At 72.5% G+C, this 15,986-nt stretch carries 20 protein-coding genes; 7 read left to right on the top strand and 13 right to left on the bottom strand.

Going from position 1 to position 15,986, the window contains the following annotated elements:
* Positions 1 to 85: 85 nt before the first annotated feature.
* The 4 genes from O7613_RS06045 to O7613_RS06030 all read left to right on the top strand — a co-directional run bounded on the left by O7613_RS06045 (position 86) and on the right by O7613_RS06030 (position 3,226).
* Positions 86 to 427: a PadR family transcriptional regulator gene (locus tag O7613_RS06045; RefSeq protein ID WP_282292647.1), complete on the top strand. Its 342-nt coding sequence runs from the start codon at positions 86 to 88 to the stop codon at positions 425 to 427.
* Complete coding sequence (locus tag O7613_RS06040) at positions 424 to 1,371, top strand: permease prefix domain 1-containing protein (RefSeq protein ID WP_282292646.1); 948 nt, start codon at positions 424 to 426, stop codon at positions 1,369 to 1,371. The genes O7613_RS06045 and O7613_RS06040 overlap by 4 nt, the downstream gene beginning before the upstream one ends.
* Positions 1,372 to 1,557: 186 nt before the next feature.
* The gene (locus O7613_RS06035) at positions 1,558 to 2,154 is read left to right on the top strand and encodes a hypothetical protein (RefSeq protein WP_282292644.1); all 597 of its coding nucleotides are present in this window, start codon (positions 1,558 to 1,560) and stop codon (positions 2,152 to 2,154) included.
* Positions 2,155 to 2,158: 4 nt separating this feature from the next.
* A complete protein-coding gene (locus O7613_RS06030) occupies positions 2,159 to 3,226 on the top strand; it encodes a hypothetical protein (RefSeq protein WP_282292642.1) in 1,068 nt (355 codons plus the stop codon).
* Between the two features lie 25 nt (positions 3,227 to 3,251).
* On the opposite strand, the gene O7613_RS06025 is transcribed toward O7613_RS06030, so the two are convergent.
* The 5 genes from O7613_RS06025 to O7613_RS06005 all read right to left on the bottom strand — a co-directional run bounded on the left by O7613_RS06025 (position 3,252) and on the right by O7613_RS06005 (position 5,357).
* On the bottom strand, positions 3,252 to 3,812 hold the full coding sequence (locus O7613_RS06025; protein ID WP_282292641.1) for a GNAT family protein: 561 nt from the start codon (positions 3,810 to 3,812) through the stop codon (positions 3,252 to 3,254).
* A 58-nt stretch (positions 3,813 to 3,870) separates the two neighbouring features.
* The gene (locus tag O7613_RS06020) at positions 3,871 to 4,068 is read right to left on the bottom strand and encodes a DUF397 domain-containing protein (RefSeq protein WP_282292639.1); all 198 of its coding nucleotides are present in this window, start codon (positions 4,066 to 4,068) and stop codon (positions 3,871 to 3,873) included.
* Positions 4,061 to 4,270, bottom strand: a complete 210-nt coding sequence (locus O7613_RS06015) for a type II toxin-antitoxin system VapB family antitoxin (protein WP_282294487.1) — start codon at positions 4,268 to 4,270, stop codon at positions 4,061 to 4,063. Before O7613_RS06015 ends, O7613_RS06020 begins: the two co-directional genes overlap by 8 nt.
* Before the next feature lie 101 nt (positions 4,271 to 4,371).
* Entirely contained in the window at positions 4,372 to 4,569 is a 198-nt protein-coding gene (locus O7613_RS06010) for a DUF397 domain-containing protein (RefSeq protein ID WP_282292637.1), read from the bottom strand.
* A complete protein-coding gene (locus tag O7613_RS06005; protein ID WP_282294486.1) occupies positions 4,560 to 5,357 on the bottom strand; it encodes a helix-turn-helix transcriptional regulator in 798 nt (265 codons plus the stop codon). The genes O7613_RS06010 and O7613_RS06005 overlap by 10 nt, the downstream gene beginning before the upstream one ends.
* A 152-nt stretch (positions 5,358 to 5,509) precedes the next feature.
* Here O7613_RS06005 and O7613_RS06000 point away from each other — a divergent pair, with 152 nt between their 5' ends.
* Together O7613_RS06000 and O7613_RS05995 are read left to right on the top strand one after the other, a co-directional pair.
* Positions 5,510 to 5,839 (top strand): hypothetical protein, encoded by a 330-nt coding sequence (locus O7613_RS06000; protein WP_282292635.1) that lies wholly within the window; start codon positions 5,510 to 5,512, stop codon positions 5,837 to 5,839.
* Positions 5,836 to 6,093, top strand: a complete 258-nt coding sequence (locus tag O7613_RS05995) for a hypothetical protein (protein WP_282292634.1) — start codon at positions 5,836 to 5,838, stop codon at positions 6,091 to 6,093. Before O7613_RS06000 ends, O7613_RS05995 begins: the two co-directional genes overlap by 4 nt.
* Positions 6,094 to 6,198: 105 nt before the next feature.
* Here the strand turns inward: O7613_RS05995 and O7613_RS05990 are convergent, their stop codons facing one another.
* The 7 genes from O7613_RS05990 to pgsA form a co-directional block, all read right to left on the bottom strand.
* Positions 6,199 to 6,948 carry a YebC/PmpR family DNA-binding transcriptional regulator gene (locus O7613_RS05990; protein WP_282292633.1) on the bottom strand — a complete coding sequence of 250 codons (750 nt, stop codon included), beginning with the start codon at positions 6,946 to 6,948 and terminating at the stop codon, positions 6,199 to 6,201.
* 106 nt (positions 6,949 to 7,054) lie between these two features.
* A complete protein-coding gene (pdxT, locus tag O7613_RS05985; RefSeq protein WP_282292632.1) occupies positions 7,055 to 7,660 on the bottom strand; it encodes a pyridoxal 5'-phosphate synthase glutaminase subunit PdxT in 606 nt (201 codons plus the stop codon).
* Positions 7,661 to 7,772: 112 nt separating this feature from the next.
* Positions 7,773 to 8,684, bottom strand: a complete 912-nt coding sequence (gene pdxS, locus O7613_RS05980; protein WP_282292631.1) for a pyridoxal 5'-phosphate synthase lyase subunit PdxS — start codon at positions 8,682 to 8,684, stop codon at positions 7,773 to 7,775.
* Between the two features lie 468 nt (positions 8,685 to 9,152).
* Positions 9,153 to 9,671, bottom strand: coding sequence for a hypothetical protein (locus O7613_RS05975; RefSeq protein WP_281583781.1), 519 nt, complete (start codon positions 9,669 to 9,671; stop codon positions 9,153 to 9,155).
* A 32-nt stretch (positions 9,672 to 9,703) separates the two neighbouring features.
* Positions 9,704 to 10,864, bottom strand: coding sequence for a glycosyltransferase family 4 protein (locus O7613_RS05970; protein ID WP_281583782.1), 1,161 nt, complete (start codon positions 10,862 to 10,864; stop codon positions 9,704 to 9,706).
* Between the two features lie 8 nt (positions 10,865 to 10,872).
* On the bottom strand, positions 10,873 to 11,805 hold the full coding sequence (locus O7613_RS05965) for a phosphatidylinositol mannoside acyltransferase (protein ID WP_282292629.1): 933 nt from the start codon (positions 11,803 to 11,805) through the stop codon (positions 10,873 to 10,875).
* The gene (gene pgsA / locus O7613_RS05960; RefSeq protein WP_281583784.1) at positions 11,802 to 12,422 is read right to left on the bottom strand and encodes a phosphatidylinositol phosphate synthase; all 621 of its coding nucleotides are present in this window, start codon (positions 12,420 to 12,422) and stop codon (positions 11,802 to 11,804) included. The genes O7613_RS05965 and pgsA overlap by 4 nt, the downstream gene beginning before the upstream one ends.
* 252 nt (positions 12,423 to 12,674) lie before the next feature.
* On the opposite strand from pgsA, the gene O7613_RS05955 reads away from it, so the two are divergent.
* Positions 12,675 to 14,834 carry an elongation factor G-like protein EF-G2 gene (locus O7613_RS05955; protein ID WP_282292627.1) on the top strand — a complete coding sequence of 720 codons (2,160 nt, stop codon included), beginning with the start codon at positions 12,675 to 12,677 and terminating at the stop codon, positions 14,832 to 14,834.
* Here O7613_RS05955 and O7613_RS05950 read toward each other — a convergent pair.
* The gene (locus O7613_RS05950) at positions 14,831 to 15,889 is read right to left on the bottom strand and encodes an aldo/keto reductase (protein WP_282292624.1); all 1,059 of its coding nucleotides are present in this window, start codon (positions 15,887 to 15,889) and stop codon (positions 14,831 to 14,833) included. The two genes, O7613_RS05955 and O7613_RS05950, sit on opposite strands and share 4 nt — an antisense overlap.
* Between the last annotated feature and the right edge of the window lie 97 nt (positions 15,890 to 15,986).

Here is a 15,986-nt window from a genome sequence, read left to right as displayed (position 1 = left end):
CGGCGTCTCTGCGGAGGGTTGTCTGTGCGACGCACGATGCTGTGCTCTCTTGCAATGGTGTGTGGCACACACTATCGTGTGACGCATGGTCAGCGACGAGGTTCTCCGAACGCATCTCCAGGAGTTGCGGCGCGGCACGATCGTGGTCGCCAGCCTGGTCGCCCTTCGCCGCCCCGACTACGGCTACGCCCTGCTGCAACGGCTGGCCGCGCACGGCTTCGCGGTCGACGCCAACACGCTCTACCCGCTGCTGCGCCGCCTGGAGGACCAGGGGCTGCTGACGAGCGAGTGGAACACCGAGGAGAGCCGACCGCGCAAGTTCTACCGCACCAGCGACGACGGCGAGGCGGTGCTGAACCGCCTGCTCGACGACCTGACCGCGGTGCGGACGTCCGTCACCGAGCTGATCGAAGGAGTGGGGCGATGAGTTCCCTGACCGACCGCTATGTGGCGGCCACCCTGCGGACCGTGCCGGCGCAACGCCGCGACGAGATCTCCACCGAGTTGCGCGCCGCCATCGCGGACATGATCGAGGGCCGCACCGACGGCGGGCAGGACCCGGCGACCGCCGAGCGCGAGGTCCTCACCGAACTGGGGGCGCCCGACCAGCTCGCCGCGCGGTACACCGACCGCATCCTGCACCTGATCGGCCCCACCTACTACCTGCTCTGGTGGAACCTGCTGCGCCGGCTGCTCACGTACATTCCGGCCACGGTCGGGGTGGTGGTGGGGGTGGTCGCCGCCGCGACCGACCGCCCCGGCGGTCCGGTCGGCCCCGCGATCGCCGCCGCGGTGCAGACCGCGGTGCAGATCGCGTTCTGGACCACCCTGGTCTTCGCCGTGCTGGAACGCACCCGCACCCCGCTGGACCTGCCCGCCTGGACGCCCGACAGGCTCCCCGAAGCGCCCGTCGAGCGGGACACCCGGCTTCCCGAGACCTGCGCGACCATCGCGATGGTGTTGTTCCTCGCCGGCTTCCTGATCTGGCAGCACTTCCACTCGTGGGTGGCGGGTGTGGACGGGCGGGACATTCCACTGCTCGACCCCGCACTGTGGCACGGCTGGCTGCCGGCGCTGCTCGCCGTGCTGCTGCTCAGCGTGCTGTTCGAGGTCGTCAAATACCGGATCGGTCGATGGACCTGGCCGCTGTTCGGCCTCAAGACCGTCCTCGATCTGGCGTTCTGCCTGCCACTGCTGTGGCTGCTGTGGACCGACCGGCTGCTCAACCCGGCGCTGATCCGAAGGTTCGAGTGGCTCCGCGACGAGGGGAACCTCGACACCCTCGTCACCATCACCATCGCCAGCATCGTCCTGGTCACCCTCTGGGGACTGGTCGAGACCGCGGTGAAGACCTACCGCGCCACCCGATGAGACCTGGTCCCGGTCCGGCGCACACGGGGGCACCGGACCGGGACCACACCGTCGACTCCACCGGGGCACGTCATCCAATCGGGTGCCTGCGGCGGCACAGAAAACTCATATAACTTCAAAACGGTCATTCCTCGCATAATCTCTTGTTCGGGATGAAAGGTTCCACCGACAGGAGGTAACACCTGCATGAAACGCCAACTGACCGCGGGCGCCGTAGTGGGCGCGGCCGTGCTGGCCGCCGGCCTGCTCAACGCCGCGCCGGCCTACGCCGCCGACTGCCTGGACACCGTGGCCTGCCCGACCGATGTCACGTTCGACATCGCCCCGGGCGCTCTGAACATCACCGTGCCGGACAACGCCACGCTGACCACTCAGGCGCCCTCCGGCACGCCCACCACGTGGTGGGCGTACGGCTCGTTGGGCGACGTCACGGTGACCGACCTGCGCGCGAGCGACCCCGCCAATTGGGTGGTCTCGGTCGCGAGCACCGACTTCACCCACAGCACCACCGGCCCACTCATCGCCAGCTCCGACGTCTACTACTGCTCGGGCCCCGCCACCTCCAGCGACGGCGTCGGCGACTTCAACCCCGGCCAGGCCGGCCCCTGCACCGCGCCGCCGCCGCCGGTGGGCGACGCGCTGGGCACGTCGCAGACGGCGTTCACCCACACCTCCGGCGTCGGTGTCAACGACGCGACGTGGACGCCGTCGCTCAGCGTGCAGATCCCGCTGGACGCCATCGCCGGCACCTACGCCGGCGTCATCACGCACACCGTCACCTGAGCGTATGGCAGCACGATCCCGCCGTACGGTCGCCGCGCTCGCGGCACTCACCGTCCTGCTGGGCACGGTCGTCGCCGGTGCCCCCGCCTCGGCCGACGGCCACGGGGACACCGACGACGACCGCCCGCCCCCCGGGGCCCGGGCCGACGGGCGCATCGGCGTCCAGCTCCTCGATGCCACCAGGGGCCGCAAGGACGACCCGCGCGCCAGCATCTACCTCATCGACCACCTGAACCCGGGCGCGCGGATGACCCGCCGGTTGGCGGTGACCAACACTTCCAGCGGTCCACAACGGATCACGCTCTCCGTCGGCCCCGCCGAGATCAAGGAGAACGAGTTCGTCCCCGCCGACAACCCGCAGGCAAACGAGTTGCCCGAGTGGGTGACCGTCAACCGCGCGACGTTCGTCGCCCCGCCGGACAGCACCACCGAGCTGCGCGCGACGGTCACCGTACCGCCGAACGCGTCGCGCGGTGAGCGCTACGGCGCCATCTGGGCGGCCGTCGCCTCCCGGTTGAAGGACCCCAAGGGAACCGAGGTCGAGCAGGTCCACCGGGTGGGCATCCGGATCTACCTGGACGTCGGGCCGGGCGGGGACCCACCCTCCGACTTCACCATCGGCGAGCTTCTCCCCGGCCGCACCGACGGCGGCAACCCGGTGGTGCGCGGCACCGTCCACAACACCGGTGAGCGGGCCCTGGACATGACCGGGAAGCTCTGGCTGTCGGACGGGCCGGGCGGCCTCACCGCCGGGCCGTTCCCCGCCGAGCTCGGCACCACCGTGCCGATCGGGGGCAGCGCCCAGGTGCAGGTGCCGCTGGACCGGCAGCTACCGAACGGGCCCTGGCGGGTACGCCTGCGTCTGGAGAGCGGCCAGGTCCACCGGGAGGTCACCGGCACCCTCACGTTCCCGGACGGCCGCAACGCCTGGGGCGCCCCGGCCAGCACCGACGACTCCCGTCGGTGGATTCTGCTCCTCGCCGGCCTGGTCGCGCTGCTCCTGGCCGTCCTGCCCTTCCTCGTCTCCTCCGCCCTGCGCGCCCGCTTCCGCCGGCAGCCGGCGATTCGTTGACCGGCGGGTGGCGAGCGGCGGTCGCTCAGGCCGCCGCCCGCCACTCCCGCGCCAACAGGGCGTAGATGACCTCGTCGGTCCACTCCCCCTTGACGAACTCGTTCTCCCGCAGGTGCGCCTCGCGCCGCATGCCCAGCCGCTCCAGCACCCGGGCCGACGCGGCGTTGCGGGCGTCCAACCGGCCGACGATCCGGTGCAGGCCCAGCCCGTCGAAGCCCAGCCGCAGCAACTCCCGGGCCGCCTCGGTGACGTACCCCCGCCCGGTGTGGTCCGGGTGGGCCACGTAACCGATCTCGCCCTGCCGGTGATCCCGGCTGGTCCAGGTCAACAGCACGTCGCCGACCACCACGCCGGTGTCCGCAAGCGTGACGGCCAGGTTGAGCACGTCGCCAGGCGCGCGCAGCGCGGTGCGCCGCACCAGCCGGTCGATCGCCGCCCGCGCGGCAGCGTCGTCGTAGGGCTCGTGGTAGAGAAAACGGGTGACCTCCGGACGGCCCCGGTAGTCCCGGACCACGGCGAGGTCGTCGGCGGTGAAGGCACGCAGCAGCAGGCGGTCGGTGCGCAGCGGCAGATCGGGTACGAGCACTCCGGCAGAGTACGGGCACGTCAGCGCCCCGGTCAGCCCGGTTTCGCCGGGCCTGGCGTCAGCGGGTTGCCTGCGCTCCGGCGACGGTGAGGAACGCGGACCACGCCTCCGGAGTGAAGGTCAAGGCCGGGCCCTGCTGATCCTTGCTGTCCCGGACCGCCACCACACCGGGGAGGTTGTCGGCGATCTCTACACAGTTGCCCTGGGCTCCGCTCCTGGTGCTCTTGCGCCAGGTCGCTCCCGTCAGATCAATCACGGTGTCTCTCCTTGATCTGCCGATCGAAGTGGAAACCGTTGCCTTCACAAACTTCCTGAAGGTCTGCCAGTGCGCGCCGCCGCCGCTCACGGCTGGATTTCACAGCCTGCCGAAGTGCCTCCGTGACGGTCTCCTGCTTGGTCCGGGTGCCGAGCGCGACAGTCGCTTCCGCAAGAAGATCCTCGTCGAGATCAAGCAGCATCCTGGCCACTACCGACACCCCCAAGAGATAACCTCCGGACAGCACGGATAGTCACGGACCACGGCGGGGTCGCCAGCGGCATGGGCGCGCAGCAGCCGGCGTCAGCGGGTCGCGGTTGTCTTCGAGTGAGAGACGAACGCCTGCCAGGCACCCGGCTCGAAGACCAGCACGGGACCGCGCTGGTCCTTGCTGTCCCGGACGACAACGGCACCCGGGAGGTTGTCGGCCACCTCGACGCAGTTCCCGCCGTTGGTCCCCGACTTCGTCGACGTACGCCACCGGGCGTTTGTCATGTCCATGTCAGTGCCGCTTCCTTGATCAGCGCCAGAGAAAGCTTCCGGGGCAGGGCGTCCCGGACGACGATCTCCCAGGTGCGTTCGAGCGTAGCAATCTCGGCCGCACCACTGACCGTCTCCGAACGGACCTGGTTGTCGGTGTGGCCGAGGGTGGAGTCATCCGGCATGCTCGCCAGAATGAAGCCGCCTTGCAGCCCAGGATAGAGACCGGTCTCTTCGGGCACGACATGTATTCGAACGTGCGGTAGCTCAGCCGCCGCAGCGAGGTGTGCCAACTGTTCCCGCATGATCGCGCGGTCGTCGTTCGCGGTCCGGCGCAGGACGGCCGCGTCGAGCACCGCCACGAGGCGAGGCGGGTTCCCCTGGTTGAGGATCGCCTGACGTTCGATGCGGGAGCGGACCCGCTGGTCCATCTGCTCGACGGTGAGTTGCCCGCCCGCGTGCAGGATGGCTCGCGCGTACGCCTCGGTCTGCAGTAGTCCGGGCACGAAGGCGGGTTCGTACCAACGCAGAGCCGTCGCCTGCTCCTCGACGCTGATCCATTCCCGAAGCCAGGGCGGAGCCATGTCCAGGACCGAGAGCCGGTCGAGCAACCGACCGAAGATGCCGCCGGTCCGCAACGCCCTGTCGATCGCCGCCGCGTAGTCCGTCGTGGGCGGCCTGCTGCCCGTCTCCACCGCGCTGACGTGCGTGCCGGAGTAGCTGATCAACCGGCCGAACTCCTCCTGGTTGAGGCCCCGCGTGGTTCGCGAGCGACGCAACTCGTCCAGCAGGATCTCCGCCGCGGTCATGGTCACGATCCCCAAACTCCCTCCAACCCGCCGCACCTTTTCCTCACCACTCTCGCCAGCGGAGATGCTTCTCGCCGCCGTCGCTCCACAAGGGCCTCATCGCTTCTGCGGACCGACGTTCACCACGCAGAGTTTCACACACGGTACCGACAGTGAAGGTCGACGGACAGCATCAGCAGTCCTTTCCGGAGGTGGACATGGGTCGGTGGAAGTGGTTCCAGCGGCAGGATGAGCCCGTCGACGTGGTGGAGCGTCCGGCGTACGGCCATCAGGGTGGCGCCTACGGCGACCACGCGGAGTGCGTCGTGACGGGGGCGGAGCGGCGGCTACCCGAGCCGCCGTTCGCGGTCATCCTGGCCGGCTACGTGATCGACCTTCACCACCGGGCCGTGTGTCCCAGGTGCCGACCCGACGGCGGGTGCGAACGGCTCGCCCGGGCCGTGGCGACGCTTCGGGCGTGGCGGGACCGGAAGCGCGGATGACGCCGCGATCCGGGGACCTGCTCCACGTCACCCGGGCCGCCTCGGTCCAGTTCGTCCGGCCGATCATGTTCCGCGTCATCCGGACGCTCGACTGGACCACGTACGACGGGTGGGCCTGGCTTGACGGCTACGAGGTGAACGCCGCCGGGGACGCGGTCGCGCGGCGGACCATCTTCGTCCGGCCGGCGGGCTTGCGGCGGCTGTCGCCCGCCCGTCCGCCGGCCCGGGCAAGGGCGCGCGCCACTACGCCGTAGTGGCGGTATCCCGGGACTGGGATACCGCCACTACGCCGAACTGGTGTCGATCATGCGGCGGAAGCCGGCGCAAAGGGATCATGCGGCGGAAGCCGGCGCGCGGGGTCAGCCGACGGCGGCCAGGATCTCGTCGGAGACGTCGAAGTTGGCGTAGACGTTCTGCACGTCGTCGCAGTCCTCAAGTACGTCGATCAGCTTGAAGATCTTGCGGGCGCCGTCCTCGTCAAGCGGCACGTTCACGCTGGGAACGAGGGAGGACTCGGCCGACTCGTACTCGATGCCGGCGTCCTGGAGGGCGGTGCGCACCGCGAGCAGGTCACCCGGCTCGGAGATCACCTCGAACGCCTCGTCGAGGTCGTTGACCTCCTCGGCGCCGGCGTCCAGCACGGCCATCATCACGTCGTCCTCGCTGGTGCCGGCCTTCGGCACGATCACCACGCCCTTGCGGGAGAACATGTACGACACCGAGCCGGCGTCGGCGAGCGAGCCGCCGTTGCGGGTGAGCGCCGTGCGTACCTCGGTGGCGGCGCGGTTGCGGTTGTCGGTGAGGCACTCGATCAGCATCGCCACGCCGCTCGGGCCGTACCCCTCGTACATGATCGTCTGCCAGTCGGCGCCGCCGGCCTCCAGGCCGGAGCCGCGCTTGACCGCGCGGTCGATGTTGTCGTTCGGGACGGAGCTCTTCTTCGCCTTCTGGATGGCGTCGAACAAGGTGGGGTTGCCGGCCGGGTCACCGCCGCCGGTGCGGGCCGCCACCTCGACATTCTTGATCAGCTTGGCGAACATCTTGCCGCGCTTGGCGTCGATCACGGCCTTCTTGTGCTTGGTGGTCGCCCACTTTGAGTGGCCGGACATCTGAGTACCTCCGTTAGTGATCCACGCCCTGCGTCGGCAGCCCTCGCCGGAGCCGAACCCGGCAATCCTACCGAGGCCACGGCTGAGAGGCACCCACGGGCGCTCGTCAGGCGGCGGCCCGGACCAGGTCCACGAAGAGGCGATGCAGGCGCAGGTCGCCGGTCAGCTCCGGGTGGAACGAGGTGGCCAGCAGGTTTCCCTGCCGGACCGCGACGATCCGGTCGGCGGCCGGGCCCTCGGTCACCCGGCCGAGCACCTCGACGCCCGCGCCGACCCGCTCGACCCACGGCGCGCGGATGAACACCGCGTGGAACGGCTCGCCGTCGACCCCGGTGAGCGCCACCGGCGCCTCGAACGAGTCGACCTGGCGCCCGAACGCGTTGCGCCGGACGGTCATCTCGATGCCGGCGAAGCCGCGCTGGTCGGGGCGGCCGTCCAGCACCTCGGTGGCCAGCATGATCATGCCGGCGCAGGAGCCGTAGACCGGCATCCCGCCCGCGATCCGCTTGTCGATCGGCTCGCGCATCTCGAAGATGTCCACCAGCTTGCTGATCGTGGTCGACTCGCCGCCGGGCACCACCAGGCCGTCGACCGCGTCCAGCTCGCCCGGCCGGCGCACCGGCCGCGCGTCGGCGCCCACGCCCGCTAGCGCCGCGACGTGCTCGCGCACGTCGCCCTGCAGGGCCAGCACACCAATCACGGGTACGGTCACGCGTCGCTCCTCTCCAGGGCGCGGTGTTAGGCGGGGGCCCCGCTTAACCGGGTGTGTTAAGCGGGGCCCCCGCCTATACCGAATGCGTTAAGCGGGGGCCCCGCCTTACACCTCACCAGCCGCGCTCGGCCAGGCGGTGGGGCTGGGGGATCTCGTCGACGTTGATGCCGACCATCGCCTCGCCCAGGCCGCGGGAGACCTTCGCCAGCACGTCGGGGTCGTCGTGGAAGGTGGTCGCCTTGACGATCGCGGCGGCCCGCTGCGCCGGGTTGCCGGACTTGAAGATGCCCGAGCCGACGAAGACGCCCTCGGCGCCGAGCTGCATCATCATGGCCGCGTCCGCCGGGGTGGCGATGCCGCCGGCGGTGAACAGCACGACCGGCAGCTTGCCGCCCTCGGCGACCTCCTTGACCAGCTCGTACGGGGCCTGCAACTCCTTCGCCGCGACGAACAGCTCGTCGGCCGGCAGGGTCTGGAGCCGGCGGATCTCCTGCCGGATCTTCCGCATGTGGGTGGTGGCGTTGGAGACGTCCCCGGTGCCCGCCTCGCCCTTCGAACGGATCATGGCGGCGCCCTCGGTGATCCGGCGCAGCGCCTCGCCCAGGTTCGTCGCGCCGCAGACGAACGGCACGGTGAACGCCCACTTGTCGATGTGGTTGGCGTAGTCGGCCGGCGTCAGCACCTCGGACTCGTCGACGTAGTCCACGCCGAGCGCCTGGAGGACCTGCGCCTCGACGAAGTGGCCGATCCGGGCCTTGGCCATCACCGGGATGGAGACGGCCGCGATGATGCCGTCGATCATGTCCGGGTCGCTCATCCGGGACACCCCGCCCTGGGCGCGGATGTCGGCGGGCACCCGCTCCAGCGCCATCACGGCCACGGCGCCGGCGTCCTCGGCGATCTTCGCCTGCTCGGGGGTGACCACGTCCATGATCACGCCGCCCTTGAGCATCTCGGCCATGCCGCGCTTCACGCGGGCGGTGCCGACGGCGGCGTCGGTGGTCGGGGAGGGGGAATCAGACACGGTTCATCGCTCCTCGGCGTGCGGTGACGGGCGTGCTGTCACGGTGGCTGCGCAGAATGCTACGACCGGCGCGACGCCGCTCCGACAGCCAATCGGCCCCCCGGTGGACTGCCCTGTGGCCGCCGTCACGGCGTGCGGCGCGCCCGGCGGTGCGGCGGCAGCGCGGTGCGGCGGCAGCGCGGTGCGGCGGCAGCGCGGTGGCCGAACAGGTGCCGACTGGGCGCCTAGAAACTTGATGACGTGAATGGATCGGCCGAGATTCCTCGCTGATCCACCTACGCCATCAAGTTTCTAGGCGCCGAAGAAGGTCATCCGATGCCGCGGGGTGGCCGCCCGGTGGCAGATAATCGGCCAGGGAAGCCCGAGGGGCGGCGGACGGCCGGGACCGCCAGTCAGCGGACACGGTCCTCAGCCAGGGAGCACAGCCGCGAACCGGTGGGCACAGCCGTCGGCAGAAAGCCGCGGCGCTCAGCCGGTGGGGACGTCGGCGCGTGGGACCACCGTGGGGTCGTCGATGTCGAAGTAGCGGGGCCACTCCCGCCCCCGCCCCATCCGGAACAGCCGCACCACCGGGCGGCCCCGGGCCGAGCGGGCGTCCCGGACCAGGTCGGTGTGCACCTGCCGGGCCAGCGCCAACCGCCGGCTGGCCGCGATCACCGCGCCGCAGGCCGGGTCCGCCGGATCCAGCCGCACCGCGCGCAACTGCCGGGTGAGGTCGTTCTCGGCCGCCTCGCGCTCCTCCGGGACGGCGTCCAACGCGATCCGGGCCGCCGCGTACAGCTCCACGCCGTACAACTCCACGCCGTACCGCTGCTCGGCCAGGACCGCGGCGGCGGCGGCGCGGCGCAGCAGGTGCGCCTCCAGCGCGCGGGACGCCGACTCCGCGCGGATCTGCAACCGCTGCACCCGGCCGGCGGTCCAGATGAGGTACGCCGAGACCAGCCCGACCGCCAGGACCGCGCCCACCACCCACCACATGCCCGGCATCGTAGTGCTGCTCCTCATCCCGGCCGGCCTGGTCAGCCCAGCCCCGCCCATTCCTGGTCCATGACCCGGCCGTCGGTGGCCTCGATCGCGGCTGCGTACACCTCCAGCACGCGACGAGCGATCACGGGCCAGTCGAAACTCGCCGCCACCTGGTCGCCCCAGCCGGTCAGCCCGGCCCGCCGGTCGTCGTCGTCGAGCAGCTCGGTCAGCGCGGCCCGGAGCGCCGCCGCGTCCCCGGTCGGGAAGAGCCGGCCGGCCCGGCCGCCGTCGAGCACCCGGCGGAACGCGTCCAGGTCGCTGGCGACCACCGTGGTCCCGGCGGCGAGCGCCTCGGTGAGGATCATCCCGAAGGACTCCCCGCCGGTGTTCGGCGCGACGTAGAGGTGCACGCTGCGCAGCATGCGCGCCTTGTCCGCCTCGGAGACCAGGCCGAGGAACGTGACCCGGTCACGCAGATCGGCCGGGAACCGGCCGTACAGCTCGTCGGCGTCGCCCGGCCCGGCCACCAGCAGGCGCAGCCCGGGTCGGTGCGGGGCGAGCGCGACGAACGCGTCGCACAGGATCGGGAAGCCCTTGCGCGGCTCGGTGAACCGGCCCAGGAATCCAAGCGTGCCGCCGCGGCCCGGCGCGCACTCCCCCGGCCAGTCCGGCAGCGGCGGCACCCCGGCGTACTTCGCCACCGCCACCCCGTTGGGGATCTCCACGGCCCCGCCGTCCATGTGCTCGACCTGCATCTTGCGGGCGAGCGCGCTCACCGCGATCCGGGCGGTGATCCGTTCGAGGAGGATCTGCAGCACGCCCTGCGCCGCGGAGAGCACCCGGGACCGGGTCATCGCGGTGTGGAACGTGGCCACCACCGGGCCGCGGGCGCAGAGCACCGCGAGCATCGACAGGCTCGGCGTGAGCGGCTCGTGCACGTGCAGCACGTCGAAGTCGCCCCGATTGATCCACCGGCGTACCCGGGCGGTCGACACCGGGCCGAAGGCGATCCGGGCCACCGACCCGTTGTAGGGCAGCGGCACGGCCCGACCCGCCGACACCACGTACGGCGGCAGCGTCGCGTCCTCGTCGGCCGGGGCCAGCACGCTCACCTCGTGGCCGAGCCCGAGCAGCGCCTCGGCCAGGTCCATGACATGGTTCTGCACCCCGCCCGGAATGTCGAAGGAGTACGGGCACACGATGCCGATCCGCATGGCGCCCCCTAGACCGTCCCGGTGGCGGCCGGTGGCGGCGTCGACGTCGACGCCCCGCCCGGCCCCTGGTCCAGCCACATCCGCTGCAACATGTGCCAGTCTTGCGGATGCCGGGCGATGCCCGCGGCCAGTCCGTCGGCTATCCGCTGTGTCACCACCCGGACCCGGGCGTCGAGCGGGGCGCTGTCCGGATCCGGCAGCGCCAGCGGCCCCTCGATCGAGGCGTGGGCGGCGTCCGGCTCGTACCACATCGACGCCACGTAGAGCGGCGCGCCGGTGCGCAGCGCCAGCAACGCCGGGCCGGGTGGCATCCGGGTCCGGCCGCCGAAGAAGTCCACCTCCACACCCCGGGCGGACAGATCCCGGTCCGCCAGCAGCGGCACCACGTAACCGGCCCGCAGCCGGTCCACCAGCACGTCGAACGCCGGCCGCGCGCCGCCGCGGTTGGGCAGGATCTCCATCCCCAGCCCTTCCCGGAACCCGACGAACCGCTCGTAGACGCCGTCCGGCAGCCGCTCCGCCACGGTGGTCATCGGCCAGCCGGTGGCCGCCACCCAGGCGCCCGCGGCGTCCCAGTTGCCGGCGTGCGGCAGCGCCACCACGGCCCCCCGCCCGGCCGCCACGTCGGCGGCGAGCAGCTCCGCGCCGTCGAGGCGGAACCCGGCGAGGATCTCCGCCCGGCTCAGGCCCGGCAGCCGGAACGCCTCCAGCCAGTAGCGGGCGTACGAGCGCAGGCCGGCGCGGACCAGCACGTCCAGCTCCGCGTCGGGCAGGTCCGGGCCGACCACCCGGCGCAGGTTGGCGCGCAGTCGACGCGTACCCCCGCCGTCCTTGCGGTGGGCGCGGTCGGCGCCCACCCGGAAGGCCGCGGCCGCGACGGGCCGGGGCAGGGCGCGGATCAGGCGCCAGCCCGCGACGAAGCCCGCCTCGGTGAGGTTCACTCGACGCCGACCCGCTGGGCCTGCCGGTAGACGTGCGTCATCCGCTGCCCCACCGTGAAGATCGAGACGGCGGCGAGCAGCCAGAGCGCGACCTCCAGGGCCGGGTCGAGGCCGACGCCGGTGAGCAGGCCGCCGACGCCGACGATGAGCAGCCGCTCGGTGCGCTCGGCGACGCCGACGTTGGCGCTCATGCCGAGCCCCTCGGCGCGGGCCTTGACATAGGAGACCAGCCCGCCCGCGGCCAGGCAGATCAGCGCGGCGGCCACCCCGGAATATTGGTGCTGGGTGGCCAGCCAGTAGGCGACCGCGCCGAACACCGCGCTGTCGGCGACCCGGTCCATGCTCGAGTCGAGGAACGCACCGAACCGGGTGGACCCGCCGCTCATCCGGGCCATCGTGCCGTCGAGCAGGTCGGTGAGGGCGAAGACCGTGACGATCAGCGCGCCGGCGACCAGGTGGCCACGCGCGCCGAAGCCGAGCGCGCCGACGAGCACGCCGACGGTGCCGGTCACGGTCACCGCGTTGGGGGACACGCCCGCGCGGAGCAGTCCGCGCGCGATCGGCTCCACGATGCGGGTCATGCCCGCCCGGGCCGTCACTTGGAAGATCTTCGCCATGGCGGTCCCACGATAACGGCCGGCAGCGGCCGGGCACACAGCCGGGCGTGCGACCCGCCCGGCGGGCCTTGTGCCGGCACCGGCGCGGGTGTGAGATCGAGCGTGAGGGGTGAGCCAGTTCACCGCATCACCGGTCCCCGTGCCCGTCCCGTGGGGGACCACCGGAAGATATCGCCGCGGCGCCCACCGGGGTCCGCTCCCCCGTCGCCCGCGGCGGTCGCCACCACCACCGGTTGAGGGAGGTGCGCCGCGATGGCGCAGAAGAGTCACGAGAAGGGTGTCACCGGCGGCGCGCCGGTGGTGACCGAGCCCGGCAGGGTTCGCAACGTGGTGCTCGTCGGGCACTCCGGCGCCGGCAAGACCACCCTGGTCGAGGCGCTGCTCGCGGCCAGCGGCACGATCGGCCGGGCCGGCGACGTCACCGACGGCACCACGGTCTGCGACCACGACCCGGCGGCCGTACGCCAGCAGCGCTCGGTGAGCCTGGCCTGCGCCCCGCTGCTCCACCGCGACGTCAAGGTCAACCTGCTGGACACGCCCGGCTACGGCGACTTCGTCGGCGAGCTGCGCGCCGGGCTGCGCGCCGCCGACGCGGCGCTGTTCGTGGTCTCCGCGGTGGACGGGATGGACGCCGCGACCGCCGCGCTCTGGGAGGAGTGCGCCGCGGTGGACATGCCGCGCGCGGTGGCGGTCTCCCGGCTGGACCACCCGCGCGCCGACTTCGACGAGGCGGTGGCGCTCTGTCAGCGGGTCTTCGGCGACAACGTGCTTCCGCTCTACCTGCCGATGCTCGGCGACGACGGCGAGTCGGTGGCCGGGCTGATGGGGCTGATCACCCGCCGCGTGTTCGACTACTCCGCCGGGCTGCCGGCGGCGGTGCGCGAGCCGGACCCGCAGCACCTGCCGGCCATCCAGGAGTCCCGGGACGAGCTGATCGAGGGGATCATCGCGGAGAGCGAGGACGAGACCCTGATGGACCGCTACCTCGACGGCGAGGAGATCGACCCCGAGGTGCTCATCACCGACCTGGAGACGGCCGTCGCCCGCGGCCACTTCTACCCGGTGGTGCCGGTCTGCGCGGAGACCGGCGTCGGCCTGGACGCGCTGCTCGACGGCCTGGTCGCGGCGTTCCCGTCGCCGCTGGAGCACGACCTGCCGGCGGTGACCGGCCTGGACGGCTCACCCCGCCCGCCGCTGACCTGCGACCCGGCCGGCCCGCTGGTCGCCGAGGTGGTCAAGACGACGGTGGACCGGCACGTCGGACGGGTCTCGCTGGTCCGGGTCTTCTCCGGCACGCTCCGCCCCGACCAGGTGATCCACGTGTCCGGGCACGGCCTGGCCGAGCGCGGCCACCCCGACCACGACGCCGACGAGCGGGTCGGGCACGTCTACAGCCCGCTCGGCGCGACGCTGCGCGAGGTGCCGGCCTGCGTCGCCGGTGACCTCTGCGCGATCACCAAGTCGGGCAGCGCGGAGACCGGCGACACCGTCTCCGCCAAGGACGAGCCGCTGCTGATCGCGCCCTGGGAGATGCCGGAGCCGCTGCTGCCGGTGGCGATCGTGGCGCGCAGCCGGGCCGACGAGGACGCGCTGGCGCGCAACCTGTCCCGGCTGGTCGCCGGCGACCCGACGCTGCGGCTGGAGCGCAACCCGGAAACCCACCAGCTGGTGCTCTGGTGCATGGGCGAGGCGCACGCCGACGTGGTCCTCGACCGGCTGCGCGGCGGCGGCGTCGAGCTGGACACCGAGCCGGTGCGGGTGGCGTTGCGGGAGACGGTCACCGCCGCCGCCCGGGGCCACGGCCGGCACGTCAAGCAGTCCGGCGGCCACGGCCAGTACGCCGTCTGCGACATCGAGGTGGAGCCGCTGCCCCGGGGCGCCGGCTTCGAGTTCGTCGACCGGGTGGTCGGCGGCGCGGTCCCGCACAACTACATTCCGTCGGTGGAGAAGGGCGTCCGGGCGCAGATGGAACGCGGCCTGGTCGCCGGCCACCCGGTGGTGGACCTGCGGGTGACGCTCGTCGACGGCAAGGCGCACAGCGTCGACTCGTCCGACGCCGCGTTCCAGACCGCGGGCGCGCTGGCGCTGCGCGACGCCGCCGAGAAGGCCCAGCCGACGCTGCTGGAGCCGGTCGACGAGATCACCGTCCGGATCCCCGACTCCTCGGTCGGCGCGGTCATGGGCGACCTGTCCGGCCGGCGCGGCCGGGTGCTCGGCACCGAGCCGGACCCGGACGCCGAGGGCCGCACCCTGGTCCGCGCCGAGGTGCCCGCCACCGAACTGCTGCGGTACGCGGTGGAGCTGCGCGCGATGACCGCCGGCACCGGCACGTTCCGGCGCGAGTTCGCCCGCCACGACCCCATGCCCACCCACTTGGCCGACCAGGCCCGCAAGGAGGCCACCACCGGTTAGGGGCGGACGGCGGGGACGGGGGGCATCGGCCAGTGGGGGCGGTCGGCGTCCCGGCGGGCGGCCGAGCGTACCGCCGCGAGCTGCCGCTCCACCTCGGCGAAGTGGTCCGGTTCGAGCGGGCCCCGGGCCAGCGCGGCGGCGTTCTCCTCGACCTGGGCGACCGTGCGGGCGCCGGGGATCGGCACCGCCCGTTCGCTGCGCGCCCAGATCCAGCCGAGCGCGCCCTGCGCCAGGGTGCGACCGTCGGCGGTAAGCGCGCCCCGGACGGCGGCCACCCGGCGCAGCCACTCCGGAGCCGGCCGGCCGCCGCGGAACCACTCCAGCCAGTTCGGTCCGAGACCGCGTACGTCGTCACGGGGCAGCGTCGACTCCGGCGTGTACTTGCCGGTGAGCAGCCCCATCCCGAGCGGCCCCCGGGCCAGGCTGGCCAGGTCGTGCTTCTCGCAGGCGGCCAGCATGGCCGGGGCGTCCCGGAGCACCGACAGCGCGTGCTGCACGGCGACGGCGCCCTGCGCGACCTGGGCGAACGCGGCGGCCCGGTCGGTCCGGTCGGTGCTCCACCCGTACGCCCGGATCAGGCCGTCGGCGACCAGGTCGTCGAGCGTGCCGATCAGCGCCTCGGCACGGGGCAGCGGCAGGTCACCCAGGTGCAACTGGTAGAGGTCGATCCGGTCGGTGTCCAGCCGGCGCAGCGAGTCGACCACCGCCCGGCGCAGGTACTGCGGGGAGGCGTTCTCCCCGGTGGCCTGCCGGCTGTGCTCGTCGAACGTGTAGCCCCACTTGGTGGCGATCACCGCGTCGTCCCGCCGGCCGGCCAGGGCGCGCCCCAGCACCCGCTCGCCGTGCCCGGCCCCGTACGTGTCGGCGGTGTCGAAGAGCGTCACGCCGAGGTCGAGGGCGCGGCGGAGCGCCCGCACCGACTCGTCGTCGTCGACCGCACCCCAGCCCAACGGGCGGGCACCCTCCGCCCACGGGCCGCCGATCGCCCAGCACCCCATGCCGAGGGCGCTCACCTCGATGCCGCTACGTCCCAGCGACCGCGTGCTGACTGCCATCGCCGCATCCTGTCACTTTCCCGGCAACCGTGGGCCTTTTCATCACTCAGGCATCCGGCGCTCGCCACTCTCCGTGATGCCACCCACCGGCAGTCGC

It is taken from the genome of Micromonospora sp. WMMD975, assembly GCF_029581215.1.
Taxonomy (GTDB): domain Bacteria; phylum Actinomycetota; class Actinomycetes; order Mycobacteriales; family Micromonosporaceae; genus Micromonospora.
The sequence above is the reverse complement of the archived record's forward strand: the minus strand, read 5'-3'. Positions and strand labels throughout refer to the sequence as shown.

What these genes read in the sequence shown, in the direction of transcription:
- O7613_RS06045 (WP_282292647.1), top strand. Translation starts at nt 86, where the DNA reads ATGGTCAGCGACGAGGTTCTCCGAACGCATCTCCAGGAGTTGCGGCGC.
- O7613_RS06040 (WP_282292646.1), top strand. Translation starts at nt 424, where the DNA reads ATGAGTTCCCTGACCGACCGCTATGTGGCGGCCACCCTGCGGACCGTG.
- O7613_RS06035 (WP_282292644.1), top strand. Translation starts at nt 1,558, where the DNA reads ATGAAACGCCAACTGACCGCGGGCGCCGTAGTGGGCGCGGCCGTGCTG.
- O7613_RS06030 (WP_282292642.1), top strand. Translation starts at nt 2,159, where the DNA reads ATGGCAGCACGATCCCGCCGTACGGTCGCCGCGCTCGCGGCACTCACC.
- O7613_RS06015 (WP_282294487.1), bottom strand. Translation starts at nt 4,270, where the DNA reads ATGCTGCTTGATCTCGACGAGGATCTTCTTGCGGAAGCGACTGTCGCG.
- O7613_RS06010 (WP_282292637.1), bottom strand. Translation starts at nt 4,569, where the DNA reads ATGGACATGACAAACGCCCGGTGGCGTACGTCGACGAAGTCGGGGACC.
- O7613_RS06005 (WP_282294486.1), bottom strand. Translation starts at nt 5,357, where the DNA reads ATGACCGCGGCGGAGATCCTGCTGGACGAGTTGCGTCGCTCGCGAACC.
- O7613_RS05995 (WP_282292634.1), top strand. Translation starts at nt 5,836, where the DNA reads ATGACGCCGCGATCCGGGGACCTGCTCCACGTCACCCGGGCCGCCTCG.
- O7613_RS05990 (WP_282292633.1), bottom strand. Translation starts at nt 6,948, where the DNA reads ATGTCCGGCCACTCAAAGTGGGCGACCACCAAGCACAAGAAGGCCGTG.
- O7613_RS05975 (WP_281583781.1), bottom strand. Translation starts at nt 9,671, where the DNA reads ATGCCGGGCATGTGGTGGGTGGTGGGCGCGGTCCTGGCGGTCGGGCTG.
- O7613_RS05970 (WP_281583782.1), bottom strand. Translation starts at nt 10,864, where the DNA reads ATGCGGATCGGCATCGTGTGCCCGTACTCCTTCGACATTCCGGGCGGG.
- pgsA (WP_281583784.1), bottom strand. Translation starts at nt 12,422, where the DNA reads ATGGCGAAGATCTTCCAAGTGACGGCCCGGGCGGGCATGACCCGCATC.
- O7613_RS05955 (WP_282292627.1), top strand. Translation starts at nt 12,675, where the DNA reads ATGGCGCAGAAGAGTCACGAGAAGGGTGTCACCGGCGGCGCGCCGGTG.
- O7613_RS05950 (WP_282292624.1), bottom strand. Translation starts at nt 15,889, where the DNA reads ATGGCAGTCAGCACGCGGTCGCTGGGACGTAGCGGCATCGAGGTGAGC.